Origin of the sequence: Streptomyces sp. NPDC102490, assembly GCF_044765285.1 — a bacterium.
In the GTDB taxonomy this organism is placed as follows: Bacteria; Actinomycetota; Actinomycetes; order Streptomycetales; family Streptomycetaceae; genus Streptomyces.
This window is the reverse complement of sequence record NZ_JBIWJU010000015.1, coordinates 154,440-174,306: the sequence shown is the minus strand read 5'-3', so window position 1 is coordinate 174,306 and position 19,867 is coordinate 154,440. Positions and strand designations below refer to the sequence as shown.

16 protein-coding genes are annotated in these 19,867 nt (G+C 73.3%); 5 read left to right on the top strand and 11 right to left on the bottom strand.

Annotated elements, in window-relative coordinates:
- Positions 1–83: 83 nt before the first annotated feature.
- A complete protein-coding gene (locus ACIRGB_RS31350; RefSeq protein WP_403872094.1) occupies positions 84–1,226 on the top strand; it encodes an aminoglycoside phosphotransferase family protein in 1,143 nt (380 codons plus the stop codon).
- Between the two features lie 324 nt (positions 1,227–1,550).
- Positions 1,551–3,470: an N-acetylmuramoyl-L-alanine amidase gene (locus ACIRGB_RS31345; protein ID WP_403872251.1), complete on the top strand. Its 1,920-nt coding sequence runs from the start codon at positions 1,551–1,553 to the stop codon at positions 3,468–3,470.
- Positions 3,471–3,500: 30 nt separating this feature from the next.
- On the opposite strand, the gene ACIRGB_RS31340 is transcribed toward ACIRGB_RS31345, so the two are convergent.
- From ACIRGB_RS31340 to ACIRGB_RS31320, 5 genes are all read right to left on the bottom strand, one after another.
- Positions 3,501–3,998: a hypothetical protein gene (locus ACIRGB_RS31340; RefSeq protein ID WP_403872092.1), complete on the bottom strand. Its 498-nt coding sequence runs from the start codon at positions 3,996–3,998 to the stop codon at positions 3,501–3,503.
- Positions 3,999–4,056: 58 nt separating this feature from the next.
- Positions 4,057–4,659, bottom strand: a complete 603-nt coding sequence (locus ACIRGB_RS31335) for an ABATE domain-containing protein (protein WP_403872090.1) — start codon at positions 4,657–4,659, stop codon at positions 4,057–4,059.
- 35 nt (positions 4,660–4,694) lie between these two features.
- Positions 4,695–5,597, bottom strand: a complete 903-nt coding sequence (locus ACIRGB_RS31330; protein ID WP_403872088.1) for a universal stress protein — start codon at positions 5,595–5,597, stop codon at positions 4,695–4,697.
- 84 nt (positions 5,598–5,681) lie between these two features.
- Positions 5,682–5,924: a DUF397 domain-containing protein gene (locus ACIRGB_RS31325; RefSeq protein WP_030182473.1), complete on the bottom strand. Its 243-nt coding sequence runs from the start codon at positions 5,922–5,924 to the stop codon at positions 5,682–5,684.
- A 146-nt stretch (positions 5,925–6,070) separates the two neighbouring features.
- Complete coding sequence (locus ACIRGB_RS31320) at positions 6,071–7,570, bottom strand: acyl-CoA synthetase (protein ID WP_403872087.1); 1,500 nt, start codon at positions 7,568–7,570, stop codon at positions 6,071–6,073.
- 171 nt (positions 7,571–7,741) lie between these two features.
- Between ACIRGB_RS31320 and ACIRGB_RS31315 the strand changes: the two genes are divergently transcribed.
- Positions 7,742–9,517, top strand: a complete 1,776-nt coding sequence (locus tag ACIRGB_RS31315; protein WP_403872086.1) for a serine hydrolase — start codon at positions 7,742–7,744, stop codon at positions 9,515–9,517.
- A 16-nt stretch (positions 9,518–9,533) separates the two neighbouring features.
- Here the strand turns inward: ACIRGB_RS31315 and ACIRGB_RS31310 are convergent, their stop codons facing one another.
- From ACIRGB_RS31310 to ACIRGB_RS31300, 3 genes are all read right to left on the bottom strand, one after another.
- Positions 9,534–11,105 carry a phytoene desaturase family protein gene (locus tag ACIRGB_RS31310; protein ID WP_403872084.1) on the bottom strand — a complete coding sequence of 524 codons (1,572 nt, stop codon included), beginning with the start codon at positions 11,103–11,105 and terminating at the stop codon, positions 9,534–9,536.
- 162 nt (positions 11,106–11,267) lie between these two features.
- Entirely contained in the window at positions 11,268–12,164 is an 897-nt protein-coding gene (locus tag ACIRGB_RS31305; RefSeq protein WP_403872082.1) for an oxygenase MpaB family protein, read from the bottom strand.
- 40 nt (positions 12,165–12,204) lie between these two features.
- A complete protein-coding gene (locus tag ACIRGB_RS31300) occupies positions 12,205–12,582 on the bottom strand; it encodes a four-helix bundle copper-binding protein (RefSeq protein WP_403872080.1) in 378 nt (125 codons plus the stop codon).
- A gap of 132 nt (positions 12,583–12,714) precedes the next feature.
- Between ACIRGB_RS31300 and ACIRGB_RS31295 the strand changes: the two genes are divergently transcribed.
- Both ACIRGB_RS31295 and ACIRGB_RS31290 read left to right on the top strand, forming a co-directional pair.
- Complete coding sequence (locus ACIRGB_RS31295; RefSeq protein ID WP_403872079.1) at positions 12,715–13,074, top strand: DUF6479 family protein; 360 nt, start codon at positions 12,715–12,717, stop codon at positions 13,072–13,074.
- 100 nt (positions 13,075–13,174) lie between these two features.
- Positions 13,175–14,830 (top strand): cytochrome bc complex cytochrome b subunit, encoded by a 1,656-nt coding sequence (locus ACIRGB_RS31290; RefSeq protein ID WP_403872077.1) that lies wholly within the window; start codon positions 13,175–13,177, stop codon positions 14,828–14,830.
- Here the strand turns inward: ACIRGB_RS31290 and ACIRGB_RS31285 are convergent.
- The 3 genes from ACIRGB_RS31285 to ACIRGB_RS31275 form a co-directional block, all read right to left on the bottom strand.
- Positions 14,806–15,216, bottom strand: a complete 411-nt coding sequence (locus tag ACIRGB_RS31285) for a cytochrome c oxidase subunit 4 (RefSeq protein WP_403872075.1) — start codon at positions 15,214–15,216, stop codon at positions 14,806–14,808. The genes ACIRGB_RS31290 and ACIRGB_RS31285 overlap by 25 nt on opposite strands.
- On the bottom strand, positions 15,213–16,934 hold the full coding sequence (gene ctaD, locus ACIRGB_RS31280) for a cytochrome c oxidase subunit I (protein WP_403872074.1): 1,722 nt from the start codon (positions 16,932–16,934) through the stop codon (positions 15,213–15,215). Before ctaD ends, ACIRGB_RS31285 begins: the two co-directional genes overlap by 4 nt.
- A 97-nt stretch (positions 16,935–17,031) precedes the next feature.
- Positions 17,032–19,836, bottom strand: a complete 2,805-nt coding sequence (locus ACIRGB_RS31275) for a hypothetical protein (RefSeq protein WP_403872072.1) — start codon at positions 19,834–19,836, stop codon at positions 17,032–17,034.
- Positions 19,837–19,867 lie beyond the last annotated feature (31 nt).

The window sequence follows — 19,867 nt, the reverse complement described above, 5'->3', positions numbered from 1 at the left end:
GCTCTCCGGCAGCGAACGGGCTGGACCGGACCGGTACTTCTTCAGGCAGGCACAGCAGGCACACGAAGGGATCTGTCTCGCCCATGTACGCAGCATCGTCCTCCGTGTCCGCCCCGCAGCGCTCGTTGCACCCCCGCCCGACGGCGGGTGGCGGCCCCTATCTCGCCCCCGCGCGTCCGGCGGCCCCGGTGCTCGGGGCCGGCAGGGCGCGGCTCGGCGCGGGGCCCGGCACCCAGCCGCTCAGCGGAAGAATCGACCTGTCCGGCCCCCAAGGGGCCCAACTGCGCACGGCGATCGCCGCCGTGCACCGGATCTGTCCGGAGTTCTCCCCCGTGCAGGTACTGCGGCGCAGCGGGCGGTCCGTGCTCCTGGTCGGCACCACCGGGCGCAGCACGGCGGTGGCCAAGTGCTTAGTGGACCACTCCCCCGCGTGGGCGGAACGCAGTCGGCACGAGATAGGGGCATACCGCTCGTTCGTCCGGCAGCGCCCCCCGGTGCGGGTGCCGAGACTGATCGCGGCGGACCCGGACAACGGCACGCTGGTCATCGAGCGGATGCCCGGACGGGTGGCGGCGCTGCAGCGGCATCCCCTGGAGGCCCCGCCGCGGGCCGACATCAGGGCGGCCATCGGGGCGGTCTGCCGACTCAACGCGTGGCGGCCGCCGGCCGGCACCTTCGACGCCCCGCTGGACTACGCCGCCCGGATCTCCCGCTACCACGAGCTGGGGCTGCTCACCGACCGGGACCTGGGCGACCTGCAAAAGCTGCTGCACGGCATCGCCCACGCGGGCGGCCGGCAGGGCATGGGCCAGTTCTGTCACGGTGACGCGCTGCTGTCCAACGTCCTGATGTCACCGGCGGGTCCGGTGCTGGTGGACTGGGAGCACGCGGGCTGGTACCTGCCGGGCTACGACCTGGCGACCCTGTGGGCCGTCCTCGGCGACGCCCCGGAGGCCCGCCGTCAGATCAGCCAGATCGCGCAGTCGACGGGCACGGCGGCGCGTGACGCCTTCCTGGTGAACCTGATGCTCGTACTGACCAGGGAGATCCGTACGTACGAGACGGCCGTGCAGCGTTCGATGCACGACACGGCCGCGGCACCGTCGGCGCCGGCCCATCCCGGTGCCGCGCCGACCGGCGAGGAGCAGCGGCTGCTGCTGCGCCGGCTGCACGACGACTGCCAGATGGCCCGGCGGGCCGTGCGGGCGGCGGTCGGCACCCGCTGACGGCGGGGACCAGAGAAAGACGCCAGAGGAAGACGACAGTCCGCGGTGCGCCCCCCGGGTGGGGGCGCACCGCGGATTTCGCGTGTGCGCCACCCGGGTGTGTGCAGGGGCCATTGGTGTACGCCACTGACGCCGCGCAGGCCGGTGGGCCGCCGCCACGAAACTCGCCGAACCCTGGCTGACGTGGGAAATCGCCGCCATGACGGCATGATTGACGGATCGTCCGACCGCCGGGTACCACTGACCCACGCCCGGCCCCGCACCCCCGTCACGCCCCGTCCTGCCCCACCGTCACAGGAGGCCGCCTTGCGAGGAACCCCCGTCGTGCCCGCCCTGGCCACCGCGGCTCTGCTGCTGCCGCTGCTCGGCGCGGCACCGTCCGCCGCCGCGCCTCCCGACGCGCCACCCGCCCCGGACCGCCTCCAGCGGGCGTTCGCCACCGCGGCGGCCGAGTACCACGTGCCGCAGAGCGTCCTGCTCGGCGTCTCCTACCTTCAGTCCCGCTGGAACGCGCACGGGGGCGCGCCGAGTGTGACCGGCGGCTACGGCCCGCTGCACCTCACCGACGCCCGCACCGCCCTGGCCGGGGCGTCGCACCACGGCGAGGGCTCCGAGGACCCGCGCGGCGACGACGCGCGCGCCGCACTGCGCCCGGCGGGCGGTGCCCCCGCTCCCTCCACCGACCTGCCGGCCCGGCTGACCACGCTGCCGAGGGCCGCCGAGCTGACCGGGCTGAGCCCCGAGGCGCTGCGCACGGACCCGGCCGCGAACGTGTCCGGCGGTGCCGCGCTGCTCGCCGCCGCGCAGCGGGAACTGGGTGAGCCGCTCAGTGCCGACCCGGCGGACTGGTACGCGGCGGTGGCCCGTTTCTCAGGCGCGGAGGACTCCGCGACGGCGGCGGCGTACGCCGACGACGTGTACCAGGTCATCCGCACGGGTGAGCGGCGCACCACGGACGCCGGTCAGCGGGTCGTCCTGGCCGCCCGCCCCGACGTGGCACCGGACGTCTCGCAGCTGGACGACGCGGGCCTGCGCGCCGCGTCCGCGGCCGGCACGGAGTGCCCGAAGTCGGTGTCCTGCGAGTGGGTCCCCGCGCCGTACGAGGAGTTCGGGGACGGCGACTACGGCAACCACGACCTGGGCAGCCGGCCGGCCTCCCAGCGCATCCGCTACATCGTCGTGCACGACACGGAGGGCACCTGGAACGGTGTCCTCAACATGGTCCAGGACCCCACCTATGTGTCCTGGAACTACACGTTGCGCTCCACCGACGGCCACATCGCCCAGCATGTGAAGGCCAAGGACGTGGCCTGGCACGCGGGCAACTGGTACGTCAACGCGGGGTCGATCGGCCTGGAGCACGAGGGCTTCCTGGCGGAACCGGACGCCTGGTACACGGAGGCGATGTACCGGTCGTCGGCGCGGCTGGTGAAGTACCTGGCGAAGAAGTACGACATCCCGCTGGACCGGCAGCACGTCCTCGGCCACGACAACGTGCCCGGTACCACCACGGCGACGATCCCGGGCATGCACACCGACCCGGGCCCGTACTGGGACTGGCGGCACTACTTCCAGCTGCTCGGCCGCCCCTTCGAGCCGACCGCGGGCAAGAAGTCGTCCCTGGTGACGATCCGCCCCGACTACGACGCCAACCGCCCCGAGTACACCGGCTGCGAGACGGCGGGGACGCCCTGCGCGGCGCACGGCTCCAGCGAGGTGCGGCTGTACTCCGACCACGACGTGAACGCGCCGCTGATCAAGGACATCGGCCTCGGCACCACCCCCACGACCGGGGTGAACGACCTGTCCTCCCGGGTCTCCACGGGCCAGCAGTACGCGGTGGCCGACCGCTGGGGCGACTGGACGGCCATCTGGTACCTGGGACAGAAGGCGTGGTTCCGCAACCCGGCGAAGAGTCCGGCGGCGGTGCCCGCGTCGGGGCGGGTGCTCACTCCGAGGAAGGGTCTGGCAAGCGTCCCGGTGTACGGGCGCGCGTACCCGGAGAAGGCCGCCTACCCGGCGGACGTGCCGGCCCAGGCGGTGTCGCCGCTGCCGTACACCCTGCCCGCGGGGCAGAAGTACGCGGTCGGTGAGAAGGTGCCCGGCGAGTACTACTACGCGGTCACCTTCGACGCGGCCTCGCACCGGGTGGTGACCGGAAAGGACCAGTACTACGAGATCCAGTACGGCCACCGGGTCGCGTACGTGCGCGCCGCCGACGTGACGGTCTCGGACGTGCGGTAGGCCGGTAGGCCGAGGCCGGGGAGCCGGGTCTCAGCCCTGCTGGAAAAGCTCCGCCGGGAGCGGCTTCAGCAGGGCGTACAGATCGTCGGTGATGGGGCGGTCCCAGGCGGCGATGGTCACCAGGACGCCGTCGCTGCGGTCGAACTGCACGCAGGAGATCCGGCTCTCGGAGAGCTTGAGGCGGCGCACGATGAGCAGGTTGTCGCCCTGCATCACGGGAACGTCCTCGGCGCCGACGACCGTGATCTCCTCGTCGTTCTCCAGCGCGAGGAGCAGCTGGGCCACCTCGAAGGGGATCTCGCCCTCAGGGACGTCGCGGGCCGGGGAGCCGTCCGGGAGGTTGCCGATGATCATCGCGGGGCCGCGGCCGCCGAACAGGTCGTAGCGCAGGAAGACGCCCTGGCAGCTGCCGTCGGGCGCGGGCAGCAGACCGGCGCCGAGGTTGCCGGGCCAGTCGCCCGGGTCCATGGCCAGTACGTCGAAGTCGGGCCCGGCGGGTGTGGCGCTGCGGCGGCGGAGGAACGACATGCCGCAATGGTACGTGGCCGAGGGCCCCGGGCGACGTGCGGGCGGCCGTCCGGCCGGGCTACCCGGTCCGCCGGTGCCGGTCCTGGTGGCGGGCCACCCTGGCCCGGTTGCCGCAGGAGGGCTTGCACCACTCCTGACGCGGGTGCTCCTTGAGGAAGTAGCGCACGCAGCGCGGTGCGTGGCAGGCCCGCAGCCGCTGCCGGTCGGGCCCCGCGAGGAAGCCGATCACGGCCTGCGCGAGGGCCGCGGCGAGGTCGGCCCGCGCGCCCTGCGCGGGCACGGCACGCACGACGGGCTCGGCGGTGTCCGCCCAGGCCAGGACGGGGACCGTGGGGGTGCGGGCGGCGGCCTCGTTCAGGAGCCGCAGGGCCTGCGGCACGGGCAGCAGCCGGGCGGCGTCGGCGGGGCTCGGCTCGCCGGGGCGCACGGCGCGGGCGAAGAGGGCGCGGGCGGCGGCCCGTACGTCCCGTACGGCGGCCAGGGCGGAGGCGTCGGCCGCGAAACCCTCGGTGCCGGGCAGGACGCCGGGGTGCGCGCCGACCCAGGCGGTGAGTCCGGCGGGGTCGGCCAGGTCGTCGGCGATCCCGCCGTGTCCGTCGTGCCGGACGGTCAGCGCGAGGTCGAGTGCGATCCGGGTGTCCTTGCCGGGCGAGTCCTGCATGGGGCCGATGATAGGCAGGCCGGACGGGCCGGGTGTCACTCCTCCGGGGGAGCCGGTGGCACCACCGCGATCGGGGCGGCCGCGTGCAGCAGCACGGCGTGGGTGACCGAGCCCATCATGCGGGCGGGAGCCAGCAGGCGCCGGCGGTGCCGGCCGACGACGACCAGGTCGGCGTCCCTGGCGGCCGCGACCAGGTTCCCGGCGGCGTCGCCGGGCACGACGTGGGTGTCGGCCCGGACGTCGGGGTGGCGGCCGCGGTAGGGGGCGAGCAGGCCGTCGGCCAGGACCCGCGTCTCGCTCTCGACGGAGACCTCGTCGATCACCAGGGGCATCATCTGACCCGCCGCGGCCCAGGTCTGCACCGGCCACGGGTAGGCGGCGACCACCTGGAGGCGGGCGCCGCGCAGCTCGGCCTCGGTGAAGGCGAAGGTCAGCGTGGCCTCGTCGGGGCTGTCCACGTGCAGGCCGACCACCACCCGAGGGCCGGGTTCGGCGGATGCCTCGCCGTGGACCTCGCGTCCGGGGCGGGGCACCACGACGACGGGGCATTCGGCGTCGCGGGCGGCGGCCATGCCGTTGGAGCCGAGCAGCAGGCCGGTGAAGCCGCCCCGGCCGCGGGAGCCGAGGACGAGCAGTTGGGCGTCGGCGCCCAGTTCCGGCAGCAGGGCGCCCGGTACGCCTTCCATGCCCACGTACTCCGTCGGCACGGCGAAGGCCCGCCCCTGGAGGTGCGCGCGTGCCTGGTCGAGCGCCGGGTCCTCGGCGGTGTCCGGCGGGCCCGCGACCAGGACGTCGGTCTGGGCCCAGGCGGCGTACTGGCGGACGTGCACCACCCGCAGGGGTGCCTCGCGCCGGTGGGCGGCGTCGAGCGCCCAGTCCAGGGCGCGCAGGCCGTCGTCGGAACCGTCGACCGCCGCGATGACCGGCAGGGTGCTCATGGGTCCTCACCTCCGGAGTACGCACTTCCCCCCGGCGGCGGACCGGACACCCGGGTTCGGCCGGTCGGCGCACTCCCGCGGTGCCTACGTGAGGTCGAACTCCCCTTCCCGCGCTCCCGACACGAACGCGCCCCATTCCGCCGGGGTGAAGATCAGGGAGGGGCTCTGCGGGCTGCCGCTGTTCCGCATGGCGATGAACCCCTCGACGAAGGCGATCTGGACATCCCCCAGGCCCCGGCTGCTGGACTGCCACTGCGCGTTGCTGAGGTCCAGCTCGGGCTTGTCCCAGCCCATGAGCGGGCGCTGGTGGGTGGTGCTCTCGGCCACGTCCGTGCTCCTCCCGGTTTCGTCGTGCGCGGCCAGCCTAGCGATCGGGTCGGACCGCCGACAGGCCACGTGGGAAGTGCGGTGCGAAGAGACACGAAGGAGATCGCCCACCGGCCGCCGTTCTGTCGCACCACCGGAATGCCGCGTCAGGAACCGGTGAGGCGGTCCCGCAGTTCCCTCTTGAGGATCTTTCCGCTGGCGTTGCGCGGCAGGGCGTCCACGAACCGTACGCGTTTGGGCGCCTTGAACGCGGTGAGCCGCTCGCGGGCGTGGGCGATGAGTTCGTCCTCGGTGACCTCGCCGCGCGGGACGACGACGGCCGTGACGGCCTCGATCCACCGCTCGTCGGGCAGGCCGATCACGGCGGCCTCGGCGACGGCGTCGTGCGTGTAGAGGGCGTCCTCGACCTGGCGGGAGGCCACCAGGACGCCACCGGAGTTGATGACGTCCTTCACGCGGTCGACGATGGTGTAGTAGCCGTCCGCGTCCCGTACGGCGAGGTCGCCGGAGTGGAACCAGCCGTCGCGGAAGGCGGCCTCGGTCTCCTCGGGCTTGTCCCAGTAGCCGTCGCACAACTGCGGGGAGCGGTAGACGATTTCGCCGGGTGTGCCGTCGGGCACGTCCTTGCCGTCCTCGTCGACCACGCGCGCTTCGACGAACAGGACGGGGCGGCCGCAGGAGTCCATGCGGCCCTCGTGCTCGTCCGGGCCGAGGACGGTGGCGAGGGGGCCGATCTCGCTCTGGCCGAAGCAGTTGTAGAAGGCGAGGTGGGGCAGGCGGGCGCGCAGCCGCTCCAGGACGGGCACCGGCATGATCGACGCGCCGTAGTAGGCCTTGCGCAGGCCGTCGAGGTCGCGGGTGGCGAAGTCGGTGCGGTTGGCGAGGCCGATCCACACGGTCGGCGGTGCGAAGAGGCTGTCCACGCGGCCCGCTTCGATCAGGTCGAAGAGCCGGTCGCCGTCGGGCGCGTCCAGAATGACGTTGGTCGCGCCGACCGCGAGGTAGGGCAGCAGGAAGACGTGCGTCTGCGCCGAGTGGTAGAGCGGGAGCGCGTGCGCGGGGCGGTCTCCGGCGCCGAGGTCCAGGGCGGTGATGGCGCTCAGGTACTCGTGCACCAGCGCACGGTGGGTCATCATCGCGCCCTTGGGCAGCGCGGTGGTGCCGGAGGTGTAGAGCAGTTGCACCAGGTCCTCGGCGCCCGGTTCGGGGCCGTCGTACGCGGGCGCCGAGGCGAGGCGGGCCAGGAGCGAGTCGTCGGCGTCGCACAGCGGCAGGGTGCGGGTCCCGCCGGGGAGCCGGGCGGCGAGGCCGGGGGCGGCGAGGACCAGGGTGCTGCCTGACTGGCCGACGAGGTAGGCGAGGTCGTCGCCGGTGAGGTTCTGGTTGACCGGGACGTGCACCAGGCCCGCGCGGGCGCAGGCCAGAAACGCGATCAGGTAGGCGTCGGAGTTGTGGCCGTAGGCACCGACCCGGTCGCCGGGGGACAGTCCCTCGCCCCGCAGGACGCTCGCCGCGCGGGAGACCGCGGTGTCCAGCTCCTGGTAAGTCCAGGAGCGGTCGCGGTACTCCACCGCGACGCGTGCCGGGGTGCGTCGGGCGCTGCGCCGCAGCACCCCGTCGACCGTGCTGCCGTGTCCGGGCGTCATGACCTGATCCTCGGCCGGTGGCGGGGACGGGTCAAGCGGTGCGTGCGCCCGACGGCTCCGCGCATCCGCTCCGCTCACCCCATTGACACGACCCGTCACTGACAGGAAAGTTTCACTCCGCACGGCGATCCGGGAAAGATACTTTCAGCTTCGGCGGCGGGAGACTCTTCGATGGCCGGTCAGGCGACGAACGGATGCACACGGCGTCAACTGGGCGCAGGTGCCCTGGCCCTGGGGGGTGCCCTGGCCATCGCCCCGTTCGCGGCCGGGCCGGCCGAGGCCGTCTCCGGCCAGGGCCGCCGCCCCACCCTGCGGCACGGCACCGCCGGACGCGCCGGACTGCTCCCGGGCCATCTGCGTCAGCTCGTCACCGACGCCGAGACGTTCCTCGGCCCGTCCCCCGTGCACCCGTGGTACGCGGGCGCCGTGCTGCTCGCCGGCCGGGGCGGCACGGTGGCGCTGCACGAACCGATCGGCATGGCGGTGCGGTACCGGTCCTACGACGAGGCGACCGACACCGGCGTGGAGTTCCCGGCGGGTGAGCAGATCCCGATGGCCCGGGACACGGTGTTCGACCTCGCGTCGATCTCCAAGCTGTTCACCTCGATCCTCGCCGTGCAGCAGCTGGAGCGGGGCGCGCTGGAGCTGGAGGCGCCGGTCGCCTCGCACCTGCCGGACTTCGGCCGGGCGGGCAAGCAAGGCGTGACGACCCGTCACCTGCTCACCCACACCTCGGGTTTCCGGGCGTGGATCCCGCTGTACGCCGCGCCCACGTACGAGGAGAAGGTCCAGCTCGTCTACGACGAGGCGCCCGTGAACGCCCCCGGGACCGCGTACCTGTACTCGGACCTGAACCTGATCTCGCTGCAACTCGTGCTGGAGCGGATCACGGGCCGCACCCTGGACGTGCTGCTGCGCGACGAGATCACCGAGCCGCTCGGTCTCACCCGCACCCGCTACAACCCGCCCGCCTCCTGGCGGCCGGGGATCGCGGCCACCGAGGACGCCCGCAAGCCGTGGTCCGGCCTGGACCGCGGTCTGGTGTGGGGCGAGGTGCACGACGAGAACGCCTTCAGCCTGGGCGGCGTCGCCGGTCACGCGGGGGTGTTCTCCTCGGCGTGGGACCTCGCGGTCCTCGGCCGTACGCTGCTCAACGGCGGTTCCTACGGCCGGGCCCGCGTCCTGCGGCCGGAGTCGGTGGAGCTGATGTTCACCGACTTCAACACCGACTTCCCGGGCGACGAGCACGGCCTCGGCTTCGAGCTGTACCAGCACTGGTACATGGGCGCGATGGCGACACCGCGCACGGCCGGGCACACCGGTTTCACGGGCACCTCGCTGGTGCTCGACCCGACGACCGACTCGTTCCTCGTCGTGCTCGGCAACTCCGTCCACCCGGTGCGCGGTTGGCGTTCCGGGTCGGCTCCCCGGGTGGCGGCGGGCACCAACCTGGCGCGGGCGGTGCCGGTCCGTCCGGCACACGGGCGCACGGCGTGGTTCTCGGGGACGGCGAGTTCCGCCACGGCCACGCTCACGCTGCCCGCCCTGGACACATCGGCCGGCCGGGCCCGGCTGCGCTGCGCGCTGTGGTGGGACACCGAGCCCGGCTCGGACACCCTGGTCCTGGAGGCGTCGACCGACGGCGGCGCCGGCTGGCAACCCGTGCCGTTCACCACCACGCACCGCGGCGAGGCGCCCCGGGAGCATCCGGAGGGCTCGGCCACCGGCTGGTCGGGACGCGTCTGGCACCAACTGACCGCCGGCCTCCCGGCCGCGCGGAGCCTCACCCTGCGCTGGCGGTACACGACCGACCGGCTGTACGTGGGTCGCGGGGCGTACGCCGATGGGCTGCGCGTGGAGGCGGGCGGCGGCGTCCTGTTCCACGACGCGCGCCCGGCGGACGCGGCGCGCGTGGAGGCGGTGGGGTGGACGGCGTCGGCCGACTAGCCGCGCGCAAGCGCCCTCAGCCCCCGGTGCCGTCCAGCACCGCCATCGCCGCGTTGTGTCCCGGCACCCCGCTCACCCCTCCCCCGCGCACGGCGCCCGCGCCGCACAGCAGGACGTTCGCCTGCCCGGTCTCCACTCCCCAGTGGCCGGTGCCCTCCTGGGCGTGGGGCCAGGACAGCTCGCGGTGGAAGATGTTCCCGCCGGGCAGGCGCAGGTCGCGTTCCAGGTCGAGCGGCGACCTGGCCTCGATGCAGGGCCGCCCGTCGGCGTCGGTCGCCAGGCAGTCCGCGAGGGGCTCGGCGAGGTGGGCGTCGAGCTGGGCCAGGGTCGACTTCAGCAGTTCCTCGCGTACGGCGTCGTTGTCCCGGGCGAAGAGGCGGGCCGGTGTGTGCAGGCCGAACAGGGTGAGGGTGTGCATGCCCTCGGCGGCCAGGCCGGGGGCGAGGATCGTGGGGTCGGTCAGCGAGTGGCAGTAGATCTCGGAGGGCGGCGCGTCGGGCAGTTCACCGGCGGCCGCCCGGGCGTGCGCGGCGGCCAGCTGCTCGTACCCCTCGGCGATGTGGAAGGTTCCGGCGAAGGCCTCGCGCGGGTCGGCCTCGGGGTCGCGCAGTCGTGGCAGCCGGGTCAGCAGCATGTTCACCTTGAGCTGGGCGCCCTCGGCGGGCGGGGGCGGCGCCTGTCCGGTGAGCGCCGCCAGGTCCCGCGGGGAGGCGTTGACCAGGACGTGGCGGGCAGCGGCGACGTGCTCGCCGTCGGCCGAGCGGTAGGTGACCTCGGCGGTGTGCCCGTCCGCGTCGATCCGCACCGCCTCGTGTCCGGTGGCGAGCACGGCACCGGCGGCGCGGGCCGCGTCGGCCAGCGCGTCGGTGAGGGCGCCCATGCCGCCGACGGGCACGTTCCAGGCGCCGGTGCCGCCGCCGATCACGTGGTAGAGGAAGCAGCGGTTCTGGACCAGCGAGGGGTCGTGGGCGTCGGCGAAGGTGCCGATCAGCGCGTCGGTGAGGGCCACGCCCCGGACCAGGTCGTCGGCGAAGTGCTCCTCGATCGCGACGCCGACCGGCTCCTCGAACAGGGCCCGCCAGGCCGTCTCGTCGTCGACCCGGCGGCGCAGTTCGTCCCGGGTGGGCAGCGGTTCGGTGAGGGTCGGGAAGACCCGCTGGGCCACGTGGCCGGTCAGGGCGTAGAAGCGCTGCCAGGCGGCGTACTCCCGCTCCGAGCCGGTGAGCCGGGCGAAGGACGCGCGGGTGCGGCGCTCGCCCCCGCCGACCAGGAGCCCGGTGGGCCGCCCGGCGCGCTCCACGGGCGTGTACGAGGAGACGGTGCGCGCACGCACCCGGAAGTCCAGGCCGAGGTCCCGCACGATCTTCCTGGGCAGCAGGCTGACCAGGTACGAGTACCGCGACAGCCGTGCGTCGATCCCGGCGAACGGCCGCGTGGACACGGCCGCCCCGCCGGTGTGGTCCAGCCGTTCGAGAACCAGCACGGAGCGCCCGGCCCGGGCCAGGTAGGCGGCGGCGACCAGGCCGTTGTGGCCGCCGCCGACGATGACGGCGTCAAAGGCGCGGGAGGTGCGGGGCGGGGTCGTCATGGCTCTTGGTAACACGGGCGGATCGGGGGCGGCCAGCCCGCCGACGGGCACCGTCCGCGGTCAGCGTGCCGCCCCGCGCGGTGCCGCGACCCCGCGGTACCGCTCCGCGGCCTCGGCGGTGCGGCCGAGCCGGCCCCCATGGCGTCGCCCCGCCCCCGTGGTTCAGTCCGCCCCGCCCTCCCTTGGCCGGTCCAGTACGGCCGCTTGTCGTCCGATGTTGTACGGCGCCGGGCGCGCGGCCGGGCCGAGCCGTGCCATGGCGCGCAGGATGTGTTGGGGCGGCAGCTGCCAGCGCAGACGTGCCGGGATGCGGCGCAGCAGGGTGCCCGTGGCGCGCAGTCGGCGGGTGACGGTGGCGGGCGGGGGCGCGGGTCTGCCGTAGAGCTGGTGCGCGTAAGGCGGCAGTGAGTCGTACGCGAGCGAGGCGACCCGTCGCCACAGCAGCTCGCGGGCCGGGAGCAGGAGGGGGTGGACGGGCGGGCGGAGCAGGAAGTCGTCCACCTCGTGCGCCTCCGCTCCCGCTTCGAGTTCGGGCCGTACCCGCGCGAAGTAGGCGGCCAGCTCGGCCTCGTTCGCGGGTACGGAGGCGGGGTCGAGGCCGACGAGTCGGGCGCTGTGCCGGTGTTCGGCGAGGTAGCGGTCGGCGTGGGCGTCGGTGAGCGGGAATCCGGAGCGGCGCAGGACGTGCAGGTAGGAGCCGATCTCGGCGCAGTGCACCCACAGCAGCAGCGCCGGCTCGTCGACGCCGTAGCGCTCCCCCGTGACCGGGTCCGTGGCGCCGAGCATGCGGTGGATCTTCCGCACCCGGGCCCCGGCCCGCTCGGCGGCCTCGGTGGTGCCGTACGTCGTGGTGCCGACGAAGCCCGCGGTGCGCATCAGGCGGCCCCAGGCGTCGCGCCGGAAGTCGCTGTTCTGCATCACGCCGCGCACGGCGCGCGGGTGCAGGGCCTGGAGGTAGAGGGCGCGGATGCCGGCCACCCACATCATCGGGTCGCCGTGCGCCTGCCAGGTCACGGAGTCCGGGCCGAAGAGCCCCGGATCGCCGTCCGTCGCCGTCATACGGGCAGGCTAACGCGTCGCGCCCGGTGCTCCCAGGGCCTCAGCGCAGGGTGGCGAGGAACTCTCCGCAGGCGCGGGCGCAGTCGCGGCAGGCCCGCGCGCTCTCCTCGGCGCCCGGGTGGCCGTCGAAGACGTGCGCGCTCTCCAGGCACACCTGGCGGCACCACTCCAGCTGGGCGCGGATCGCGGACTCCTCCACCTGGTTCTGCTCGGACAGCACCCGGCAGGTCGCGTCGCAGACCTCCGCGCACATGATGCCCCTGCGCCGTACGAGTTCCTGGTTCTCGGTCCCGTCCGGGTCCACGAGGCTCGCCCGCAGGGCGCAGGCCCGGGCGCACTCGGTGCACGCCTGTGCGCACGCGAAGCGGTCCTCGAGGAAGCGGAACAGTTCCTGCTGGGAAGTCGTCGTCGATGTCACACCGCGCGGGTTGCCGCCGGTTGCCGCGCCAAACCGCCGGACCCGGTGATTCCCAGGGGGTCCGGACCGTCGCGGCCGCACCGCGATCGCGGTGATCAGGTTGGTCACGCGGGCCGGGGGTACCCGCGCTCCATGAGCAACGCATGGATGGATCTGGCCGCGAGCGGCTCCGGCGGTTTTCCCGTCTGGCTGATCATCGCCGCCGTAGTAGTGGTGGCCGTGCTGATCGGCGCGTTCGCCTTCGGCAGCCGACAGAAGCGCCGGGAGTCGCCGCCCCCGCGCCCCGAGGAACAGCCCCGTATGCCCGACAGCGGTCCCGTCCACGAGGAGCGGGAGCGTCGGGAGCCGAACGAGATGCCGCGCAGCGACGACCGCACGCTGCCGCACGAGATGGGGCACCAGGGCAGCCGTACCGCCTCCGACCAGGAGCGGCCCCGCTGGGACGAGGGCAGCAGCGGCTCCTTCGGCAGCGGCGGCACGGGCGGACGCTGACCGCGGCGCGGGGCACTCCGCACGAGCGGGGCAACCCGAAGGGTGACGGTGCGTGATCGGAGCGTAGTTTCCGGCGTCGGCGGTGGGGAATCCATGCGCCGTGCTGTTGCAGAGGAGAAGGGCCCGCGCCGGTGCGCGGGCCCGTCACGCGGGCGAACACACCGTCAACTGGGCCGACGGGCGGCTCCCCGTCTCCGAGGGCGGGGGGCTGCTGCGCAAGGCCTTCCCGGAGCACTGGTCGTTCCTGCTGGGCGAGATCGCCCTGTACAGCTTCGTCGTGCTGCTGCTGACCGGGGTCTGGCTGACGCTGTTCTTCAAGCCCTCGATGTCGGAGGTCGTCTACGACGGCTCGTACGAACCCCTGCTGGGCATGAGCATGTCGGAGGCGTACCGCTCGGCCCTGGACATCAGTTTCGACGTGCGCGGCGGGCTGCTGATCCGGCAGGTGCACCACTGGGCGTCCTTGGTGTTCCTGTCGGCCATCGGGGTGCATCTGCTGCGGATTTTCTTCACCGGGGCGTTCCGCCGACCGCGTGAGGTCAACTGGCTGATCGGTGTCACCCTCTTCGTGCTGGCGCTCGCCGAGGGCTTCGCCGGCTACTCGCTCCCGGACGACCTGCTGTCCGGGACGGGGCTGCGCATCGCCCAGGGGATCATGCTGTCCCTCCCGGTGGTGGGGACGTACATCAGCATGTTCGCGTTCGGCGGCGAGTATCCGGGCCACGACATCGTGCCGCGGCTGTACTCGGTGCACATCCTGCTGCTCCCCGCACTGCTGGTCGCGCTGGTCACGCTCCACCTGATCCTGGTGTTCTACCTGAAGCACACCCAGTGGGCGGGCCGCGGGCGCACCGACCGCAACGCGGTGGGCAAGCCGTTGTTCCCGCAGTTCATGACGAACTCCACCGGCCTGTTCTTCATGGTCTTCGGTCTCCTGACGGTGCTGGCGGCGGTGGCCGAGATCAACCCGATCTGGACGTACGGCCCCTACCGCCCCTACGTCGTCTCCACGGGCTCGCAGCCGGACTGGTACGTCGGCTTCCTGGAGGGCTCACTGCGGCTGATGCCGCCGTTCGAGACGGCGGTGGCGGGCCACACCGTCATGTGGAACGTGCTGGTGCCGGCGGTCCTGCTGCCGGGCGCCCTGTTCGCGGTGCTGTACGCCTACCCGTTCTTCGAGCGGTGGGTGACGGGCGACCACGAGGAACACCACCTGTGCGACCGGCCCCGGGACAGGCCGGTACGCACCGGGCTCGGGGTCGCCGCGATCGTCTTCTACGGTGTGCTGCTGCTGGCCGGCGGCAACGACATCCTCGCCCACACCTTCCACGTCTCGCTGAACCTGCTCACCTGGGTCTTCCGCGTCTCCCTGGTGCTGGCGCCGCCGCTGGCCTTCGTCGTGGCCAAGCGCGTCTGCCTGGCACTGCAGGAGCGCGACCGCGAGCGCCTGACGGAGGGTGAGGAGACGGGCGAGGTGCACCAGACCCTCGCGGGCGGCTACGCCGAGAGCCACGGGCCCCTCGACCCCGAGGAGCGGTACGTGCTGCGATCGCGCAGGCAGCCCGAGCCGCTCGCGCCGTCCCCGAAGGAGGGCGACGCCTCGCACGTGGGCCGCCTGCGGGCGACGCTCAGCGAGTGGTACTACGGCGACCGGGTCGACGTCGAGGAGACGGAGACGGAGCCGGAGCGGGGACCGGCACCGGAGGCGGCGGCACCGGCGGAACGGGACGCCTACTCGGGCGAGCCGGAGCGCTGAGCGCCCCGGTCGGCGTACTGGAAGACCAGACCGCCGGCCCCCATGGTGAGCAGGCCGAAGCCGATCAGCGCCAGCCACAGGCCGAAGACGATGCCGAAGGCGAGCACCACCGCGGCCAGCGCGGTCATGATCGGCCAGGCGCTGCGCGGCGGGAAGAAGTCGAGCGGGCCCGCGGTGTCCACGACCTCGCCGTCATCGCGGTCCTGCGCCCGCAGGCCGCGCTTGCGGTACTGCACGCGCAGGAAGAACGCGACGAGCGAGGCCATGAGGAAGGCGATGACGAGCACGGCGGTGCCGGCGGGCTCGCGCGACCACCAGCCGTAGAGCGCCGCCTCGGCGCCGAAGAACACCGCCACACCGGTGAACAGACGGGATTCGGTCCTCACTGCACATGCCTCTGATCGTGTCGGCTGATGTCGGGGTGGTGCAGGTCGAACGCCGGGGACTCGGAGCGGATCCGGGGCAGCGAGGTGAAGTTGTGGCGCGGCGGCGGGCTGCTGGTGGCCCATTCGAGGGAACGGCCGTAGCCCCAGGGGTCGTCCCGCTCGACCTTCTCGCCGTACTGGTGGGTGCGCCACACGTTGTAGAGGAACGGCAGTGTGGACAGCCCGAGGAGGAAGGCGCCGATGGAGCTGATGGTGTTCAGCGCGGTGAAGCCGTCCGCGGCGAGGTAGTCGGCGTAGCGGCGCGGCATGCCCTGCTCGCCGAGCCAGTGCTGGACCAGGAAGGTGGTCTGGAAGCCGACGAAGAGGGTCCAGAAGTGGATCTTCCCGAGGCGTTCGTCGAGCAGCTTGCCGGTGAACTTCGGCCACCAGAAGTAGAAGCCGGCGAACATCGCGAAGACGACCGTGCCGAACAGCACGTAGTGCAGGTGGGCGACGATGAAGTACGAGTCCGTCAGGTGGAAGTCCAGGGGCGGTGAGGCGATGAGGACGCCGCTCATGCCGCCGAGCAGGAACGTCACCAGGAAGCCGCACGCCCACAGCATGGGGGTCTCGAAGGAGAGCGAGCCGCGCATCATGGTGCCGATCCAGTTGAAGAACTTCACCCCGGTCGGCACGGCGATGAGGAACGACATGAGGGAGAAGAACGGGAGCAGCACGGCGCCGGTGGCGAACATGTGGTGGGCCCACACCACCGCGGAGAGGAAGGTGATGGCGATGGTGGCGCCGACCAGGCTGACATAACCGAAGATCGGCTTGCGGCTGAACACCGGGATGATCTCGGTGACGATGCCGAAGAACGGCAGTGCGACGATGTACACCTCGGGATGGCCGAAGAACCAGAACAGGTGCTGCCACAACAGCGCTCCGCCGCTGGCCGCGTCGAAGACGTGCGCGCCGAACTTCCGGTCGGCCTCCAGCATCAGCAGTGCGGCGGTGAGCACGGGGAAGGCGGGCAGCACCAGGATCGACGTGAACAGGATGTTCCAGGTGAAGATCGGCATCCGGAACATGGTCATGCCGGGGGCGCGCAGGCAGATGATGGTGGTGATGAAGTTGACGGCGCTGAGCGTGGTCGACACGCCGCTCACCACCAGGCCCATCGTCCACAGGTCACCGCCCGGGCCCGGGCTGAAGGTGGCGCTGTTCAGCGGTGCGTAGGCGAACCAGCCGAACGAGGCCGCTCCCCCGGGCGTCAGGAACCCCGCCACCACCATCAGGCCGCCGAACAGGTACATCCAGTACGACAGCGCGTTCAGCCGGGGGAACGCCAGGTCGGGGGCGCCGATCTGCAAGGGCATGATGACGTTGGTGAACCCGGCGAACAGCGGGGTCGCGAACAGCAGCATCATGATGGTGCCGTGCACGGTGAAAAGTTGGTTGTACTGCTCGTTGCTGAACAACTGCAGCCCGGGCCGGGCGAGTTCACTGCGCATGAGCAGGGCGAGGACGCCGCCGAAGAGGAAGAAGCCGAACGACGTCGACAGGTAGAGATGGCCGATCACCTTGTGATCGGTCGTCGTGGCCCACCGCACCAGTGCCCGGCCCAGCGTGCGGTTCGTCCGCTGCCGAGCCGGTGTCCGGCGCGGCGGCTCGGTCCTTCTGTCCACCGCCATGCGGCGGAGCGTACCCAGGCGCCGTGGGCTCGGCCCGACGACCACGCCGAGGCCGGCGCCGGGCGTCCGGCGGTTGGGCCACCCGGCGCACGCGGGCGCGGACCGGACGGTGCCGGGCCCGCACCCGCGCGCGGCGATCGGGTTACCGGGCGTCGAGCACGGTGCCGGTCAGCACCGGGCCTTGCGGCTCGCCGTCGTCGTCGGTGTTCCGGAATCCGATGTACTCCGTGGGCTCCGCGACCTCGTCGGTGACGGTGGGCACCGTCACCTCGGCGTCCGTCTCACCGGGCGGGACCGAGGCCCACAGCGCGAAGTAGTCCAGCCGGGACAGCGGGACCTCCCCGTCGGGGACCTCCCCCACCGTCTCGAGGAGCCAGTCGTGGTCGACGTCCTTGGTGGACAGCTCGGGACGCGTGTCGTCGGGGACCGACACCAGTGCCGTGCCCAGTTCCACGTCGGCGGGCTCCGAGAGCGATACCCGCCAGCGCAGCGGCTGCCCCTCGGTGACCTTGTCCGCGACGGGCGTCACGCTGATCTCCGGCATCGGGTCGTCCTCCCGCACCGTCACGCCGCCGACGTAGGAGCCGACGACGGAGCCGTGGACCGACTTGACCAGCAGGTCGTGGGCGGAGTCGCCGCCGTAGCGCTTGTTGCCCGTCACCTTCACGCGCACGTCGACAAAGGGCTTGCCGGAGCGCACGGTGACCAGGCGCTGTTCGGCTGCCGACCCGGACCCTTCCATGACGTACATCCGGACCGTGCCGCTGCCCTTGCCGGAGACCCGGACCGGGACGTGGTAGGTGCGTACGCCCGAGTCGCCCTCCTCGACCGTCGTCCGGCCGACGTCGACGCGGGCCAGCGGGGCCGGCCGCACCCGGGGGGTGCCCGGCTGCCACCCGTAGGCGTCCATCAGCCAGGCCTTGCCGGCCCGGGAACGGGGTGTCAGTTCCAGCGTGGTGACGCGGCGCAGGTCGATTCCGGCGCGGGTGGCGGCGGTGAGCGGTACGCGCAGTTCCTGCGCCCAGTACGACGCGGTGCGGTCGCTGCCCGGGAGGCCGTCGGCGCGGACGGCACCGAGGGTGGCACGCCGGCCGGCCGCGTCGGTGACGGACACGTCGAGCCGGGTGCCGGTGCTGCCCGGCGGCACGATGACGCGCAGGGCGAGGCTCTTCGCGCCCTTCAGGGAGACGGGTGCGCCGGGTCGGACCCGGGTCGCGGTGCCGGGTGCGGACCAGTCCAGGGCGACCGCGCCGCGACCGGTCTCGCGCTCCGGCCACCAGTACGCGAAGTGCGGCGAGGAGCCGCGCGCGTCCTCGCCGAGGCAGGCGACGCCGGGATCGGGGTCGACCGCCGAGCACAGGCGGCCGCCGCCGGTCACCTTCACGCCGCCGTCCGGCAGGAACCCGGCACCGCGTCCGGCGCCGACCGCGTGGGTCAGCACCCGGGCCGGTCCGGCCGAGGGGGCGCGGCGGCCGGTGCCGTCCACCAGCTCGCGCACCCGGTCGTCACCGGCGACGAACAGCCGGGCGGCGGCGGCGATGTAGGTCGCGCCGGCCCGGTGCTGCTGCCCGGCGGTGAGCCGGGTGGGGCTGTCCGCCGAGCAGACCGGGTCGGGGGCCTCGGGGTCCTCCCAGAAGTCGTCGGAGGCGGGGGCCGCGGCCTGGCCGGGCGTCCATTCGCTGTTGAAGTAGTTGTGGTTGGCGCCCGTGATGTGGACCGCGCTGTGCAGCGCGCGGCCCCGGCTCACGCCGCGGGTGCCGTCGACGTAGAGCTGCCCCTGGAGGTCGGAGACGTCGCCGTCGCAGCCCGGCAGGATCGTCAGGGACGGCACGTCGGGCACCGGGTTCTGGCCGAAGGCGGTGGGGCCGATGAGTACGGTGCCGCGGATGTTCCAGCGGGCCCGGCCCCTCTGGCCGTCCTGGGCCGCGGGCGGCGGGTACAGGCTGTCCATCGCCGCCCGGTCGACGCCTTCACCGCCGCGTGAGTGGCCGACAAGCAGGACGCGGGACAGGTCGGCCTTCGGGCCGCGGCGGACGGCGGCCGGGGCGGTGGCGGTCGCGGCGGACCAGTCGGCCCAGCGGGCCAGGTGGGAGCGGACCAGCGACGAGCGGGCCTGGGCGCCGGCGTCCGCGAGGTCGCCGTCCTGGCCGTTGATGCCGTTGGCGGAGATCGAGACGGTCACATAGCCCTGGGAGGCCAGCAGTTTCTGGTCCTGGAGGTAGCCGCGGTGGCTGGGGATGGGCTGGGCGCCGTCGGCGCAGGGCCAGTCGATCGTGACGGCGTCCTCGCCCTGGCCGGGGACGTAGCAGGTGGCGTGCCGGCCGTGCAGGAAGAGCGCGAGGGGGCGTTTGCCGGTGGTGCCCTTCGGTGCGACGACCAGGCCGCGCATCTCGACCGGGACGGACAGGCCGGGCAGCCGGACCGGGTCGAGGGTGTACTCGCCGGTGGTCGTGGCGAACCGGCCGGGCCGGCCCGGGTCGACGGTGCCGGCGGGGAGGAGCGGCGGGAGTTTCGCCGGGGGCGCTTGGGCGGGGCGGCGCTGTCGGGCGGCGGCGCCCGGTTCCTGGTCCAGCCGGCGGCCGGCGGCGCGGACCTGGAGGTCGGTCAGCCCGTGCGGTGCGGCGGGGCGGGTCTCGTCCAGCGGTAAACGGAAGGTCCTGCCGTCGCGGTCGGGTGCGGGTACGCCGAGCAGCCGGCCGCCGGAGTGGAACTCCACCCGTGCGTCACCGGGCCGGACGGGCCGCGGGGAGCGCCATTGAAGGGATCTCGCCGTACCGGTGCCGGTGATCTGCCAGCCGGGCGGCAGGTCGGCGGTGCCGTCCGGTGCCGCCCGCAGGGATGCGGCGCCGCCGGGCGGTTCCGGTGCGGCCTGGGCCGCGGCGGGCGCGACGCCCACCAGGGTCAGGGCCGCTGTCGCGGCGGCCCATATCGTTCGAGCACGTATCAAGAATCCGCTCCTCAACACCTGGGTGGTTCCT

Bases quoted from the DNA above. Each gene is read 5' to 3' on its own strand.
- ACIRGB_RS31350 (WP_403872094.1), top strand. From the start codon at position 84: ATGTACGCAGCATCGTCCTCCGTGTCCGCCCCGCAGCGCTCGTTGCAC.
- ACIRGB_RS31340 (WP_403872092.1), bottom strand. From the start codon at position 3,998: ATGTCGTTCCTCCGCCGCCGCAGCGCCACACCCGCCGGGCCCGACTTC.
- ACIRGB_RS31335 (WP_403872090.1), bottom strand. From the start codon at position 4,659: ATGCAGGACTCGCCCGGCAAGGACACCCGGATCGCACTCGACCTCGCG.
- ACIRGB_RS31330 (WP_403872088.1), bottom strand. From the start codon at position 5,597: ATGAGCACCCTGCCGGTCATCGCGGCGGTCGACGGTTCCGACGACGGC.
- ACIRGB_RS31320 (WP_403872087.1), bottom strand. From the start codon at position 7,570: ATGACGCCCGGACACGGCAGCACGGTCGACGGGGTGCTGCGGCGCAGC.
- ACIRGB_RS31315 (WP_403872086.1), top strand. From the start codon at position 7,742: ATGGCCGGTCAGGCGACGAACGGATGCACACGGCGTCAACTGGGCGCA.
- ACIRGB_RS31310 (WP_403872084.1), bottom strand. From the start codon at position 11,105: ATGACGACCCCGCCCCGCACCTCCCGCGCCTTTGACGCCGTCATCGTC.
- ACIRGB_RS31305 (WP_403872082.1), bottom strand. From the start codon at position 12,164: ATGACGGCGACGGACGGCGATCCGGGGCTCTTCGGCCCGGACTCCGTG.
- ACIRGB_RS31295 (WP_403872079.1), top strand. From the start codon at position 12,715: ATGAGCAACGCATGGATGGATCTGGCCGCGAGCGGCTCCGGCGGTTTT.